Here is a 14,206-nt window from a genome sequence, read left to right on the forward strand (position 1 = left end):
CCCCAGTAAATCCTCCTATATTCCATTTTATAACTATAATGATTATGCGCTCAGCGACACTTTTTTGCTACAATTATCCGGTTTTGTACCTAGTCATTTGCGCATTTTAATCATTGTTTTTTACAAACTGCGGGCCCCGGCCGTAGATGGCTTCCTCCAGCGGCCCGAAGTCGGTCTGAGTCTGTTTGCGCTGGCTTGTGGCATGGAAACCTTGCTGCTCATAGAAGCGTCGGGCCGGCAAATTATTCGTCAGCACGACTAAGTAAATCGAACTGAAATCCGGTTCAAGCCGGGCCAGCGCACCTTGCATTAGCAGTTGGCCGATACCTTGGTGTTGCTGGGCTGGATGCACATAAATGGAGTACAGCTCACCGGCACCGGCAAACCGCGAATCCCGCGCCGGTCCGAACGCGCAAACGCCAGCTAGTTGGTCTTCGGCCAGTGCCAGTAGCGTCTGGTTTTGCCGCTTTTCTGGGTGCCACGTCGTCGGCGTCAGCTGGTCAAGATAGCCAGCTGGAACCAGGTCGCGATAGGCCACTTGCCAGGTGTCATAGTATAACTGGGCCACTGCGGCAAAGTCAGTGGCCGCGGTGGCGGGAACTATTTTAATCAATCTGTTGCCCCCTTGCTTGATGCTTTGATCGAATCAATCGAGTTGAGTTCATAGTCAAGAAGATCAAATTTAACTTTGCCCTGGTTCAGGTCCTTGCTGTGCAGCTTGAGTGTCATGGTGTAAGTCGCTTTCACCGGGAAGGGCTTCGTGGCCTTAACCTGATAGATCAGGAGATATTGATGTTTTGGCATTTGCTTCTCCACGCGGAGGCCGATGCCTTTAAACTTGCTAGCATCGGCACTCGGGTCGCCGGCGGCCAGGGCGCGGTGAGCCAGCTTCCAGAATGAAGCGTTCTGGGTGTCGTTCAGTTGGTTGACCTGATCCGAAAACAGCACGCGCGTTTTGGCGACATTGTAACTAGGCGCGGTGTCCGGTTCTGGTTTCGGCTGCGATGTTGTTGTTCCGCAACCGGCGAGTCCAGCCACGCCAACCAGCACCAGTACCATTAACACAAAGCGATAAACATGTTTCATCTTCAAAACCTCCATTAGATAGTGACGACAAATATTCGTCCTACTGAAGGCGTTGTTTTTTTCGCGAATTTTTAGGCTGAAGGCTAAAGCAGTTGCTTCAGGTCAGCCGGAGTTTGAAGCCGTGCGGCAATGGGGTCAAATTCTGGGCCGGGTTGAGGCGTGGTCCAAGTGGCTAGGGCGAAGGCGACCTTGGCGTCATGCGCTGCCTGCGCATCAGTCGCCGTATCACCAACGTAGACCGTGTCAGCGACATCGCCACCCACGCGCTGCATGGCCAGCAAAATTGGATCACCAAATGGTTTATTGCGCTTGGCTTCCCCAGCGCCCACAATGGTATCGAAGTAGTGACTGAACCCAAAACGCTGATCATCAATACTGTATTGATCGCGATTTTTGGATGTCACGATGCCGGTTTTGGCGCCAGCTGCGCGCAACGCGACCAAGGTGTCTTTCATGCCAGGGAACCAATCCACGTCATCGACAAAATCCAGCGAGTCTTGCGTCCATTCCTTGACCGCTGGCGCCACCGCGTCGCCTTCAAACCCAAGCCGGCCCATCGTGACGGTGGAAGGAATGCCATTGGAAAAGCGCAGCTCATCCAGGGTGAATTCCTGACCATGCCGCCGCATCGTTTTTTGCAGGCCTAATAAGTACATCGTCACCGAATCCAGCAAGGTGCCGTCGATATCAAAAATAAAAGTTTTCATTGTCACGCCCCCATTCCTTACTAGTATACTCGAAACCGCTGTCATCGAAAACGAGTAGCCGTTGACAGTGGTAAGAACGAGTGTTTGGATTATAGAAGAAGACTGCGGAGCTGGGCGCTCGAGGGTGCCCAGCGGAACGCAACAAAAGGCTGCAAAGTGGGGCGCACTTCCCGCCTGCAGCCAAGAACGGTTTCCCATTATCAACTCTCCAGGAGGTTTCCTTATGCGGATCATGCATACCGCCGATTGGCATATCGGCAAACGACTTAACGCGTTCGACTTACAAGACGATCAAGCGGCGGTGTTTGAACGCCTGGTCAAGGTCGCGCAGGAACAGCAGGTAGACGCCATCATGATTGCCGGCGACTTATACGACCGGGCACTGCCGAACGAGACGGCAGTGACCATGGTCAATGGCATGTTGCACCGGCTCAATCGCGAACTGGGGTATCCACTGTTGGTGATTTCGGGAAATCATGATTCGGCCGTGCGCCTGGGCACTGGGCGGGAATGGTACGATGCCACGCAGCTCTATTTGAACACGGAACTGGCCCAAGCCTTTACACCAGTCGAGTTGGGGGATGTGCAGTTTTTCCTGCTGCCGTATTTTGAACCGGTGGCGGCGCGGCTGTATTTTCATGATGACAGTTTAACCAATATCAACAAAGCGATGCATCGGGTAGCGGCAGCGCTGGAAGAAAAATTCGATCCAGCGAAAAAGCATGTGCTGATTGCCCACTTTTTTGCGGCAGGGAGTAAGCATTCCGAATCCGAGACCTTGGTGAACGTGGGCGGCCTGGATGCGGTGAGCGTTGACGACCTGCAAGCCTTTGACTATGTGGCGCTAGGACATTTGCACAATCGCAAGGCCCTCAATGAGCCGAAAGTGCAATACAGCGGCTCGCTGCTCAAGTATTCCGTGTCGGAAGTGACCCAGGAAAAAGGTGTCTACATTCTTGATACCGACACCATGAATCGGCATTTTATCAGTCTGGCGCCGCTTCATGAGGTGCAACAGCTGACTGGCAGCTTTAAAGAATTCTCCGATTCTGATCATTTTTCCGCTGCCGAGCGTGATGCCTACACGGCCATCACCTTGACGGATGTTGAGGTGATTCCCAATGTCATGGCTAGCCTCCGTCAGGTCTTTCCGCGCATCATTGAGTTGAAACGTGAGCAACATGTCCAACTGGAAACGGCCACGCAAACCAATGTCAAGCTTGGGCCGATGCCGCTACTGGCGGATTTTTATCAGCAAGTCACTGGCAGCGAGCTCACGCCGGAGCAGGAAACCTGGGCCAAGGCTGCGTTAGCTGAAGCCAGTCGCAGTGAACTGGGCCAAGAATAGGAGGCGCCGTGATGCAACTACTTGATTTACACATGCAGTATTTTGGCCCGTATCGCGATGAAACCGTGGACTTCGCCAGCTTTGCCCAGACGCCACTGTTCTTGATCAGTGGTAAAACGGGCAGCGGCAAAACCACGATTTTCGACGCGCTGGTATTTGCGCTGTACGGTGATACCTCTGGCGACGACCGCACCGGGGATGAAATGCGCGCCAATTTTGCCAGCGCCGACGAGAAAACCCGGGTGACCTTGCGCTTCACGCATGGCGGCAAGACTTATGAAATCTGGCGCGAGCCGGCGCAAGAGCTGGCCAAAAAGCGCGGCAGCGGCACCACCACCACGACCATGAATGTGTGCCTGACGGTGTTCGAGGACGGCAAAGAAACTGCCCAGTGGACCAAAAAGCGCGATGTAGCGCCGCGAATTGCTGACCTGCTGCATCTGGATGCCGATCAGTTCCGCCAAATCGTGATTCTCCCGCAAGGTAAGTTCCGGCAGTTTCTTGATGCTAACAGCGATGATAAAGGGGCGCTGCTGCAGCATCTGTTCGGCACCAGCTTGTACGCCCGCTGGCAAACCACGCTGAAAACCAAGGCCAAGCAAAAGCAAACCGCGGTGGCCAAACAGACGGAGCGCCTGAAAACCCTGGCCTCGCAGTTCCAGTTTGAAGACCCAGCGCCGGCACCAGAAACCCCGCTGCCAGAGCAAATCAAAGCCATGGCCACCACCTTGGCCGATTTGACGACGCAACATGAAGCGGCTGAGGCCTCCTTAACCGCTGCCCAGACCGCCTACGAAAAAGCCAATCGGGCTTACCAACAGGGTACGGCGTTGCAACAAGCTTTTCAGCAACAAGCGAAGGCTAAAGCCGCGCTGGCAGATCTTGATGCCAATGCCGCGACCCTAACAGCACAGCAGCAAGCGCGGACGCAGCTGCAGTGGGTGCAAACTCATCGCAGCGACTATGACCACTTGCAGCAGGCGCAAGTCGAGTTGAACCGGTTGAATGACCGCATCAAGCAAACAACAGTGGCGAAGCAGCAGGCTGAAGCTGCCTTGGCCAAAGCCAGCGCCACCGCCGACCAGCTGGCCAGCCAGCAGGCGGCGATGACCTCCCAGCAAAAGCGCGCCGATCAGCTGGCCATACTGCAACCCCAGCTTGAGCAAGTGGCGGCATTACAGGCCGCTAACACCAAAGCGACGAAGGCGGTCCAGCAGGCTCAAAGCCAGCTGGAGCGGGCTAGCGCTCAGGTGACCACCACCAAAGCCGCACTGGCTGCGACCCAAACGAACTTGGCGGCGCTGACCGCTTCCGACCAGCAACCAGCCCTACAGGCAGCCAGTGAACGTTTGGCCGCTCAGACGCCGGTATATCGGCAGTGGCAGACGACTGGTCAAGAGTTGGCGCAAAGTCAAAGCCAGTTAGCCACTGCCACCACGCAGGCCCAAGCGGCGCAGGCTGATGCGGCGACAGCTAGTGCTGATTACACCGCGCTTCATGACGCGCAACTCAACAATCAAATCGCGGCCCTGGCGGCGCAGCTTTCGCCTGACGCACCGTGTCCGGTGTGCGGGAGCACCACGCATCCGCATCCGGCTACCACCGCTGTGGCGCCAGTGACGGCGGAAGCGGTGGAGGCCGCCGATCAAAAGCGGCAGCAGGCTCAACAGGCGGCCACGGCGGCGCAGGCGCAGGTGGATCAGCTGACCGCACAAGTGACCAAGCTAGCAGCGCGGCAAGCCGAATTAGCCGCGCAGCTCAGCGACGACGGTGCGGTGGCAGCCGCCTATCAGCAGCTGACGACGCAAGTGACCACCTTGAAACAAGCAGTGGCGGCGGCGACCGCCAAGCGTGACCAGTTGTTGCAGCAACAAGAAACGCAAACGCAGACTTTGGAACAGGCGCAAGCTGCCCAGACCGCCGCTCAAAACCAGGCCCATCAGGCAGAAACCGCGGCAGCTAGCGCGAATGCAGCTTTGACCACGGCGCAAGCGGCCTTGCCTGATAATGCGCCGGCCTTGGCGGATTTGAAGCAAGAACACCAAGACCTCACCGCTGAACTGGACCGTTATGCGCAAGCGCAGAAGGAAAATCAGGCGGCTTTGAGTACGGCCAAGGAAGCCGTAGCCGAGCATAAGGCCACGCTGGCTAGTCAGCAAGCCCAGCAGAAGCAAGAGCAAACCACCGCCGCGCAAGCGCAAAGTGCATTTGCGGAGGCCAAAACAGCCGCCTTGGGCCCAGCGCGCCCATTTGCTGACTGGTTGAAGCAATTACCTGAGCTGGTCAAACTGGAGAATGCCATCGCCACTGCCAAAACGCAGCGTGATCAGCAAACGGCGCTCTTGGCGCAAGCCACCCGGCAGATTAACGGTCAGGCGATGCCTGACGTTGACGCGTTGCAAACAGCGCGCCAAAGTGCGACTGAGGTTCAGGCGCAGGCCCAGGCGGCTGCGGTCACTTTGGCCCAAACGCTTCAACGCGACCAAAAACTGCATGATACCATCAGCAAGGATTTTGCTAGCAATCAAACCGCGTTGGACGAGGCAGTGGCCTGGGACAATTTGGCCCAGGTGTTGTCCGGCACCAACGCGCGGAAGTTAAGCCTCGAACGGTTCGTGCTACGCGCGTACCTAGCTGAGGTGCTGAAGGTGGCCAATGTCCGGCTGGCAAAGTTAACCGCGGGCCGCTATCAATTCGTGCTCCACGACGAACCAGGCAGTTATCGCAATGACTCAGGCCTTGAAATCGATGTGTATGATGATCAAGTCGGTCAAACCCGGTCGGTGCACACGTTGTCCGGCGGTGAAAGCTTCATTGCGGCTTTGAGCCTCGCCCTGGCACTTGGTGAAGTCATTCAACAAGAGGCTGGCGGCGTCTCCATTGATGCCCTGTTCGTCGATGAAGGCTTCGGCTCTTTGGACATGGGCAGTCTGAACGTGGCGATGGAGGCTCTGGAAAGCATTGAAGGCCAGGCCCGCATGATTGGCATCATCAGTCACGTCGCCGAGCTCCAAGAAACCGTGCCCGATCAGCTGCAAGTAACCGCCGATGGCAATGGCCAGAGTCATCTGAAGGCCGTGCATGCGGACCGCTAATGCTTAGCACTTGAAATCGTGATGTGCTAACATCGGCAAAAAGTGTTATCATATGTCTGTCGAGAGATGAAATGCCCTCAACTCTATTTCAAAGAAAAAGAGGCGAGAATGATGGCAGGAAAACTCAGTAAGCAGGAACGCAAGGCGTTGATCCAAGAAGCAGAGAAAAAACGCGCTGAGCACCCGGCAAAGAAGACCGAGTCAGGGTTTGCCACAATCGACAAAGAAGCCGAGAAGCTTGAGAATGAACACTAGTTTTTTCATTCGCACTGACTCTGTTCAAAACCAAAAAACCGCCCCGCAGCTTGGCTGCAGCGCGGTCCGATCCCAGCAAGCTTAGGCTTGGTGGGATTTTTTGATTGTCAGCCTTTTCGTAAGGGTTTACACTTGCTTCAAAACGCTAGGTAGCAGATTTGCATTGTAGCTGAAGTATCTGAGCGTGCTCATTCAGGCAGACGGGAGAAACAAGATGGTAGATTATATCAAGACTTTACGAGGTAGTGTAGGACATCAGCCAATCATCTTGAATTTTTCGGGTGGCATTTTAATGAATAATCGACACGAGATCTTATTGCAAAGACGTCAGGACTTTCACGAGTGGGGCCTGCCAGGTGGTGCTTTAGAGCTCGGCGAAACCGTAACGCAAGCATGTCAGCGGGAGTTTCGAGAAGAAACGGGACTTGAAGTGGGCATCAAGCGCATGTTAGGTATCAGTAGCAGTGGTCTTCAACATTACGTCAATGGGGACGTTGCACAGGCGATTGTTACTTTTTTTGAGGTGAGTTGGTTTAGTGGTGAACTTAATCCGGATAACGATGAAACAACAGCGTTGCAATTCTTTAATCAGCATCAGTTACCGGATATATTCAGTCCACAACATGAGGTGATTATCAGTCACTTCTTTGCTGACCTTGAACGAGGACAAGCAACCGTATATTATGATTAGCTTGCTTGGATACCAGCTTGATGCAAAATGTGAGCATATCAACATTTTATGCCAGATTGTCAATTTGATTGTGAACGGCCAAAATACTCCCAGTTTAGGGTCGTTTCCAAGACTTGGCAAGGCCTTACATGCAGATCTCAACACGCTATTTTGGGAGGAAAAGGCATGAAAAAAACTTGGCAGGACCGGTTGGTGGTGTATTGGTGGGGTATCAAGCAACCATACGATGAGCATGCGCGAGCTGAGGTGGGACGCATTTCAACGATAGCACTGTTATTCTTGGTGCTGGTGGAATTTGTCCTGTTGATGAGCTTAACTTTTTTTGATCAACAATGGCTGGGCTTTGTGGCCCTGTTAGTGCTGGTCGCAGCGATGCAGTGGGTCGCGATGGGCATAAAAAAGGCTGGCTTAACCACAATTGAGGCGACAACCAACGAAATGTCAACTGTGCTCAAACAGCTAAAATGGGAATCGATCCGTCGGGGTCTCGTTTTCGGTGTCGTGATTGCTGCTATGATTGTCTTGTTGGATGCGAGCAAAGGTGATTTCTTTTGGACTGATCCACTATGGCTCGGTGGGGTTACCGGTTTGGTTTACATGGTGACGAACTATTATGCTCGCAAAGGTGAGATAAAAGTGATTGATGAATAATGCTGACACCCCATTTGGCCGCGGCCAGGTGGGGTTTGTTGTCCATGCCTGGTAGTGCCCTCATAGTGGCAGTCCTGGCTTCAGAAAAGGCTTGCATGGCAGCACGCTGAGTGTTATACCGTTCGTATAACAGTAGGAGGCGCTAGCATGGAGCTAACCGTTGATTTTGCCAGTACGGTGCCGATATACACCCAAATCCGGAATGCTGTGATTCAGGCGATTGCGGATGGCCGTCTCAAGTCTAGTGAAGTCTTACCCTCAGTGCGCGCCTTGGGCAGTGCGTTAGGCGTGAATTATCATACGGTCAATAAGGCCTATACCCAATTGGCAGATGAAGGCTTCATCACCATGCGCCGCGGTTTAGGCGCCATGGTGGCTGAGCAGTTGCCTGCGGTGGATCCGCACTTTGAAGCAGAAGTGGTACCGCAGATGAAGGCTTTGTTCACTGAGGCCAAGGTGCGCACGGTTGATCGGCAGACGCTGGTTGCGTTGATTGATCAAGTCTACGATGAAGGGTGGCACCACTGAGATGACAGCCTGGATAACCTATGTCGTCACTGCCGCGGGGTTGACGCTGGTGGCGCTGATTCGACCATTTTTAGGCCGACAAAATGAACTGTTTGGCGTCGTTTTTGGCACTCGTAACATACGCCAAGACCAGGTTGGCCGTAGCTTGAAGCAGCAGTACCTGATTGAAACGCTGTCCCTGGCGGTGTTAGTGTGGGGCGGGCTAGCGTTAATGGCCTGGTGGCACCAGCAACCACCTTATTTAGCCCTGGGCATGATTGCTTTTCTGTTAGCCGCATTGGCGGCGACGGCCAATGCCCATCGGCTAAGTAGCCAGTATCACCAGCAGTTGGCGGTACCGGAAGCGATGCGCGTCAGCGTGGATCTGACCCAGTTGGCCAACGAGCAGACGTTAAGCCCGGTGTGGGGCATGGTTCTACTGCCCTTGGTCGGTGTGGGTTTTGCGTTGCCTTGGTCGGCTGTGGCCTGGGCTAACCTGACCGTTGGGCTAGTCGTTGGCGGCACGTTTTTGCTGACGCGGCATTTGGCCGCCAATGTGCATGGACTGGCTGCGGCGCCTGGCGCCGCGCAGGCCCGCAATATTTTGCTGAGTTTTTTGCTGGCCGTTGCGGTTGTGGCTCAGGGCTTCGGCCTAGCCTGTGCTTGGCAGCCCGCACAGGCGGGTCTGTTTTCACTCGTATTTGGCCTGCTCACCTTGCTTGGGCTGTTACTCTTGCTGATCACCTGGCTGCAGGTGACGCGCCGGCAAGCCCCAGCAGGAGCTGTGCGCACGGATAATGCGCGTTGGTATTGGGGCGTTTTTTACTATGCGCCTAACGATTCGTCGTTGTTCGTGACCAAACGGATTGGCGTGGGCTTGACGCTGAACTATGCGCATCCAGCTTCGTGGTTTTTGCTGCTGGGAGTGGTGGCAGTGGTAGCCACCATCGCGGTCTTGAGCAACTGAGGGGAAGAACATGAAAAAATTTCGGTGGTTAAATTGGGGCATTGTTCTGGTAGGTATGCTACTTACTGTCGGCTTCATCGCCCTTAGTCCAAATCAGGTCGTGATGCACTTTAACGGCAGTGGGGCCGCAGATAGTTGGAGCAGTCGCTGGGGATTATTCCTCGAGCCAGCCATTTTGGCCGGGCTTGGATTGATTTGTGATCGGGTCGCCGCAGTGCAACGGAAGCGGTCAGGGATGCAAGCCGTGCCAGTAGTGCTGTTTAACGAATGGCGTTATCTAGCGCTGATGGGGCTTGTCCTGATTGGGTTTGCTTTGCTGCAACTCTCGCAAATGGGTTGGCTCAATTAATGGTGAACGGTTGGCCAAGCGAAGTTAAGTGATGGCATAAACACAGCCGGCACGCTCTGAAAATTGCATGCCGGCTTTGTTTGGTTTAGTTGAACATGTTTGGTTCAATCCGATGGTCCTTGAAGTAGAATGCGCGGTCATGTTCGTTAACCGGCCGGGCCACTTTGCACGGATTACCATACGCCACCACGTCGCTGGGCAAGTCGTGAGTGACCACGCTACCGGCACCGATGACGACGCGATCACCAATCGTGATGCCAGGCAGAACAATCACACCAGCGCCCAGCCAGCAGTTTTCGCCAATATGGACCGGGGCATTGTATTGTAGCCCGCGAGCCCGCAGCTCTGGCAAAATCGGGTGGCCGGCGGTGGCGATGGTGACATTCGGCCCGAACATGGTGCGACTGCCGACGTAAATATGCGTATCATCAACCAGCGTCAGGTTAAAGTTGGCGTAGACGCGCTCGCCAAAGTGGACGTGATGCCCGCCGAAGTTAGCGTGGAATGGGGGCTCTAGGTAGCAGCCTTCACCGATGTCGGCGAACAGTGCTTTTAACAAAGCGGTGCGCTTGGCTTTTTCGGTTGGTCGTGTTTGGTTATAGTCGTAGAGCTTGTCCAAGTAGGTCAGCTGTTGGGCAGAAATCTCAGCATCGCTGGGATCGTAAAGCGATTCGTCGTGCATTTTTTCAGATTCAGTCATGATTTGCTCCTTTGCGTGTTAATGATGGTGAGTAGCGTACCTAAAGCGATGACAGCCAGTGCGCCAGCCATCCAGCTTAAGGCATTAATCGTCATTGCCCCCGGGCCGAGGTGGCTGAGGCTATTCCATAATGGCGGGGCGAGGAAGGAACTGACGACGGTGGCAATGGTTAGGCTGCTCGCAGCGAGGTCAATCTGGTCTGGCGCCAGGCCAAGGTTGGTGCGATACACCAAGTATGGCCCTGTGTAGGAATAAATCCAGTTGAAAAAGATGGCGGCGGTAATGACCCCAGCTGGTCGTTGCCAGGCGAGCATGGCCCACACACTCAGCGCCGCCCCGAGATAGCCAAGGGCCAGCACATAAGGGCCAAGCCGGGCATGCAAGCGGCCGAAAGTGAGCCCTGCTAGCAGCCCGCCTAAGTTCATCCCGGCGAGGGTCCAGTTGGCGACAGCGGCATCAATCTGATGCCTAGCCAATAGCACCGGGAGTTTCAACTGCACGCCCCAAATCAACACGTAAGTCACTAAGGCCAAAAGGCACAGTCCCCATTTACTGAAGGGTAGAGTGGCCCTTTTGGCTGCAGCTGGTTGACTTGGTTCCGGGCGGGTCGGCCCAGGTAGGACCTGGGCGGCCAGACCGGCTAGGGGCAACAGCAGTAAGTATAGTCCAAACACACTGCGCCACCCAAGCGTGACCACTAGGCCTGCCAGTGCCATGAGCAGGGCGTTACCCAAGGCGGAGATGCCGGTTTGGTAACCGAGTAAGCGTGCTCGCAACTCGCCGTGATAGACCCGGGCAATCAGGCCAAGGGCATGCGGCGAAAACAAGCCCCCGCACACCACCCACCGACTGCCAAAGCGGCGCGTAAGCCAAGGGTTGGCCAGGAGCGTCACCAGCGCGGCGAGGTTCGCCACGGTCACCAGCCATTCAATGCCGGCAGCGGATTGAGTGGGGTAGACTTGCTGCAAATGCGGAATCAAGCCCGTGATCAAACTGCTGCAGCCGCCAACCAAGGACAAGCTGAGGATGCTGGCTAGGAGCCAAGGTTTGCTTTGTCGCATCGAAAAAGGCCTCGCTTTCTAGCGAGTACCTTATCATGGCAAACTTTGAGTGACGCGACAGTATTCAAGGCAAGCGAGGACATAATCGCGAGCAGTTAAACCAGGTAATACCACACGCCGCCGATGAGGCCGGCAATCAAAATTGAAAATACCGGATTGAGGTGCCATTTGGCGTCCATGAGCAGGACAATCACGAGCACCAGCAGGTTCGCCCAGTTGAGCTGGGCTTTTGCAATTTGGCCGAGCGTGTCCACGCCGCCAATGGTCGTCAGCGCTAGTGTGACCGCAACCGCCAGCACTAACCCGGCACTGGCCGGCTTAATGCCACGCAAAATGGCGCTGAGCCCCCAGTTGTTTTTGATGCGATGTTCGAAATGCAGATAAAGTGGCACAATCACCAGTGAAGGCACGCAAACCGTCAAGGTGGCCGCTAAAGCGCCGGAAAAGCCGGCGGTGAGTTGGCCAATGTATGTCGCAGAATTAATCGCAATCGGGCCGGGAATTAGGCCATCCAAGGCATTGAGATCGGCGAATTGCGCGGCGCTTAACCCCAGATGTGCGGATTCGGCATAAATCAGTGACAGCATGGCATAGCCGCCGCCGAAGCCAAGAAAGCCGATTTTCAAAAAGGCTAAAATCAACGTGATAATCATGACTGCTCCTTCCGCGGCCGGGCACTGATTAGGCCAATGACCCCAGCCAAAATGATCAGCGTGGGCGCGCTCAGCAGGTTAAATAAGGTCGCCAGCAAACAACCCACCGCAATCGCCAGGCTGAGCGGGTCCTTCAGGTTATAGCGGGCCAAACCGTACGCCGCCGAAAACAGGAACGCCGCCGAAGCTGCCCGAATCGCGCTCATGATGCTTAGAAACACGCCACTTTGCGGGACGTGTTGATAGCCGATGGTCGCCGCCAGCATCAACACAAAGGCGGGCAAAATGGCACCCAGGCCGGCTGCCAACATGCCGCTTTTGCCATTGACCTTTTCGCCGACGAAGCAGGCGTTGGTCAGGGCAATCACACCGGGGAAAGTCTGCGAAAGCGTGGTGTATTCGTATAATTCGTCGCGCGGCAGCAGCTGCCGCTTTTGACAGAGTTCACGTTCAATCACTGGGAGCATCGCCATGCCGCCGGAGAAGGTGAAGGTGCCGGCCATGAGGTACACCTTGAAGAGTTGCCAGTCTTTGTTCATCGTTAAAACCTCCGCTTCCAGCATAGCAAGTTGCGGGTATAATTGAAAATATATAAAGCAAGCATCAAGTATACCGAATTGGTTATAGGAGGGCGGCATGAATCAACGACAACTCCGGATTTTCTTGGCGGTATGTGACCATGGCACCACGGCGGAAGCGGCCAAGCAGCTTTATCTCTCTCAGCCGGCAGTTTCCAAAGCCTTACGCGACTTGGAAACAAACATTGGCGTGGCGCTCTTTGACCGCGAAGGCAACCGCCTGCGCCTCAATCAAAAAGGCGCGGCCTTTCGCATTCAGGCCACGGCGTTGCTGCGAGATTATGAGCAGCTGGCGCAATTTGGCGCCCGTAGCCGCCACCAGTTGCCACTGCGGGTGGGAATGAGTTTAACGTTTGGCCAAGCCACCATGCCCGCCGCCATTGCCCGCTTTCAGCAGGCCCAGCCGCAAGTGCCACTGCAACTCTTCGCGGAGAATGTCGCTCAGATCCAGGCCCGCTTGCGCCGCGGTGAGATTGATTTGGCTTTGGTCGAAGGCACCATGGCCGAGGCGGCATATACCGCCCAGCGGCTTTCTACTTATGCGTTGTGGGCGGTCGGGGCGCCGCAAGCAGCCAGCCGGTTGACCTTAGCAACCGTGACCAAACAGCGTTGGTTGCTGCGCGAGGTGGGGAGTACCTTGCGCGATCGTTTTGAGGCGGCACTGCATCGCCAAGGCCTGCAGGTGCAGCCTTGGCTGGAAAGTACGAATACCACGGTGCTGACGAATGCGGCGGCGGCTGGCCTGGGGCTGACGATTTTGCCGGCGCCACTGGCCTTGCCACTGCTTGAGGCGAACCGACTCGTGAAAGTTACGCTACCTAAAGCGCTAGGCATGCGCACGGAGAATTATGCAATTATGCGCCAAGATGGCGTTCAAGATATGCGGCAAGTGATGATTCGCTGTTTTCAAGCGGCTGAATCAGCCTCAGCTTTGTAGTTAGGGCCTGGCCGCGGTGTCCAGAAATTACCATGTTAACAAGGCGGGCACAATTGCCGCTATTTTGCGCTAGTGCTCTTCGTTAAACCTCGCTAAACTAGGGCCATACGAAGGAGGCAAAAACATGCAGATTGGTAATCAATTATTCGCCGCTCGGAAAAGCAGCGGCTTATCGCAGGAGCAAGTCGCGGCTAAGCTTGGCGTGAGCCGGCAGACGGTATCGAAATGGGAAACGGATGAGTCGCTGCCAGATATTTACCAGGCCAAGCGACTCGCCAACCTGTATCATTTGACGCTTGATGAGTTGACCACTTTTGACGCTGACGTGGATGCCTTAGAAGAAGCCATCACCCAGACACCGGCGGAAACCGTGGCCAAGGTCGACTGGACCGCACTATGGGCGAAACAATATCCCATCTTGGCCAGCTATCCGGCCGAGGTGGCGACGGCCAAGTACACGGCCGCCTTAGAAGACTTGCTGCGTGATTTACAAAGCACCTACCATTATTCTGATCAGGATGCTGGGCTGGTGCTGAAAGATATTTTGGGCAAACTCATCGTGCCTGAAGCGTAACCAAAACAGGTTCATCGCGGATTAGTCCGGCGATGAACCTATTTTTG

Annotated in this window: 17 protein-coding genes; 10 read left to right on the forward strand and 7 right to left on the reverse strand. The window is 55.1% G+C overall.

Translation table 11 applies throughout. The features are described 5' to 3' along the window. Positions 1-106: 106 nt before the first annotated feature. The 3 genes from JUF11_RS00590 to JUF11_RS00600 form a co-directional block, all read right to left on the reverse strand. Positions 107-613, reverse strand: coding sequence for a GNAT family N-acetyltransferase (locus JUF11_RS00590; RefSeq protein ID WP_204117856.1), 507 nt, complete (start codon positions 611-613; stop codon positions 107-109). Beyond that, a complete protein-coding gene (locus JUF11_RS00595) occupies positions 610-1,086 on the reverse strand; it encodes a hypothetical protein (RefSeq protein ID WP_204117857.1) in 477 nt (158 codons plus the stop codon). Before JUF11_RS00595 ends, JUF11_RS00590 begins: the two co-directional genes overlap by 4 nt. Before the next feature lie 83 nt (positions 1,087-1,169). After that, complete coding sequence (locus tag JUF11_RS00600) at positions 1,170-1,793, reverse strand: HAD family hydrolase (RefSeq protein ID WP_204117858.1); 624 nt, start codon at positions 1,791-1,793, stop codon at positions 1,170-1,172. A 223-nt stretch (positions 1,794-2,016) separates the two neighbouring features. On the opposite strand from JUF11_RS00600, the gene JUF11_RS00605 reads away from it, so the two are divergent. The 8 genes from JUF11_RS00605 to JUF11_RS00640 all read left to right on the forward strand — a co-directional run bounded on the left by JUF11_RS00605 (position 2,017) and on the right by JUF11_RS00640 (position 9,656). Then, entirely contained in the window at positions 2,017-3,141 is a 1,125-nt protein-coding gene (locus JUF11_RS00605) for an exonuclease SbcCD subunit D (protein WP_204117859.1), read from the forward strand. An 11-nt stretch (positions 3,142-3,152) separates the two neighbouring features. Then, positions 3,153-6,236, forward strand: a complete 3,084-nt coding sequence (locus tag JUF11_RS00610) for an AAA family ATPase (RefSeq protein WP_204117860.1) — start codon at positions 3,153-3,155, stop codon at positions 6,234-6,236. A gap of 111 nt (positions 6,237-6,347) precedes the next feature. Further along, positions 6,348-6,491, forward strand: a complete 144-nt coding sequence (locus JUF11_RS00615) for a hypothetical protein (RefSeq protein WP_164507870.1) — start codon at positions 6,348-6,350, stop codon at positions 6,489-6,491. Positions 6,492-6,705: 214 nt separating this feature from the next. Further along, entirely contained in the window at positions 6,706-7,182 is a 477-nt protein-coding gene (locus JUF11_RS00620; RefSeq protein WP_204117861.1) for an NUDIX hydrolase, read from the forward strand. A 165-nt stretch (positions 7,183-7,347) separates the two neighbouring features. Then, entirely contained in the window at positions 7,348-7,833 is a 486-nt protein-coding gene (locus tag JUF11_RS00625; RefSeq protein ID WP_204117862.1) for a DUF3278 domain-containing protein, read from the forward strand. 147 nt (positions 7,834-7,980) lie between these two features. Beyond that, positions 7,981-8,361 carry a GntR family transcriptional regulator gene (locus tag JUF11_RS00630; RefSeq protein ID WP_204117863.1) on the forward strand — a complete coding sequence of 127 codons (381 nt, stop codon included), beginning with the start codon at positions 7,981-7,983 and terminating at the stop codon, positions 8,359-8,361. 1 nt (position 8,362) lies between these two features. Then, entirely contained in the window at positions 8,363-9,307 is a 945-nt protein-coding gene (locus JUF11_RS00635; protein ID WP_204117864.1) for a DUF5808 domain-containing protein, read from the forward strand. A 10-nt stretch (positions 9,308-9,317) separates the two neighbouring features. Beyond that, positions 9,318-9,656: a DUF1648 domain-containing protein gene (locus tag JUF11_RS00640; RefSeq protein ID WP_204117865.1), complete on the forward strand. Its 339-nt coding sequence runs from the start codon at positions 9,318-9,320 to the stop codon at positions 9,654-9,656. A gap of 85 nt (positions 9,657-9,741) precedes the next feature. Here JUF11_RS00640 and JUF11_RS00645 read toward each other — a convergent pair whose 3' ends face one another. The 4 genes from JUF11_RS00645 to JUF11_RS00660 all read right to left on the reverse strand — a co-directional run bounded on the left by JUF11_RS00645 (position 9,742) and on the right by JUF11_RS00660 (position 12,609). Next, the gene (locus JUF11_RS00645) at positions 9,742-10,356 is read right to left on the reverse strand and encodes a sugar O-acetyltransferase (RefSeq protein ID WP_204117866.1); all 615 of its coding nucleotides are present in this window, start codon (positions 10,354-10,356) and stop codon (positions 9,742-9,744) included. After that, on the reverse strand, positions 10,353-11,417 hold the full coding sequence (locus tag JUF11_RS00650; protein ID WP_204117867.1) for an MFS transporter: 1,065 nt from the start codon (positions 11,415-11,417) through the stop codon (positions 10,353-10,355). The genes JUF11_RS00645 and JUF11_RS00650 overlap by 4 nt, the downstream gene beginning before the upstream one ends. Before the next feature lie 95 nt (positions 11,418-11,512). Then, positions 11,513-12,070 (reverse strand): chromate transporter, encoded by a 558-nt coding sequence (locus JUF11_RS00655; protein ID WP_204117868.1) that lies wholly within the window; start codon positions 12,068-12,070, stop codon positions 11,513-11,515. Beyond that, positions 12,067-12,609, reverse strand: a complete 543-nt coding sequence (locus JUF11_RS00660; protein WP_204117869.1) for a chromate transporter — start codon at positions 12,607-12,609, stop codon at positions 12,067-12,069. Before JUF11_RS00660 ends, JUF11_RS00655 begins: the two co-directional genes overlap by 4 nt. A 97-nt stretch (positions 12,610-12,706) precedes the next feature. Here JUF11_RS00660 and JUF11_RS00665 point away from each other — a divergent pair, with 97 nt between their 5' ends. Together JUF11_RS00665 and JUF11_RS00670 are read left to right on the forward strand one after the other, a co-directional pair. Further along, positions 12,707-13,585 (forward strand): LysR family transcriptional regulator, encoded by an 879-nt coding sequence (locus JUF11_RS00665; protein WP_204117870.1) that lies wholly within the window; start codon positions 12,707-12,709, stop codon positions 13,583-13,585. Between the two features lie 124 nt (positions 13,586-13,709). Next, positions 13,710-14,159, forward strand: coding sequence for a helix-turn-helix transcriptional regulator (locus JUF11_RS00670; protein WP_204117871.1), 450 nt, complete (start codon positions 13,710-13,712; stop codon positions 14,157-14,159). Positions 14,160-14,206 lie beyond the last annotated feature (47 nt).

Source organism: Lacticaseibacillus suilingensis, from assembly GCF_016861845.1.
GTDB classification, from domain to species: domain Bacteria; phylum Bacillota; class Bacilli; order Lactobacillales; family Lactobacillaceae; genus Lacticaseibacillus; species Lacticaseibacillus suilingensis.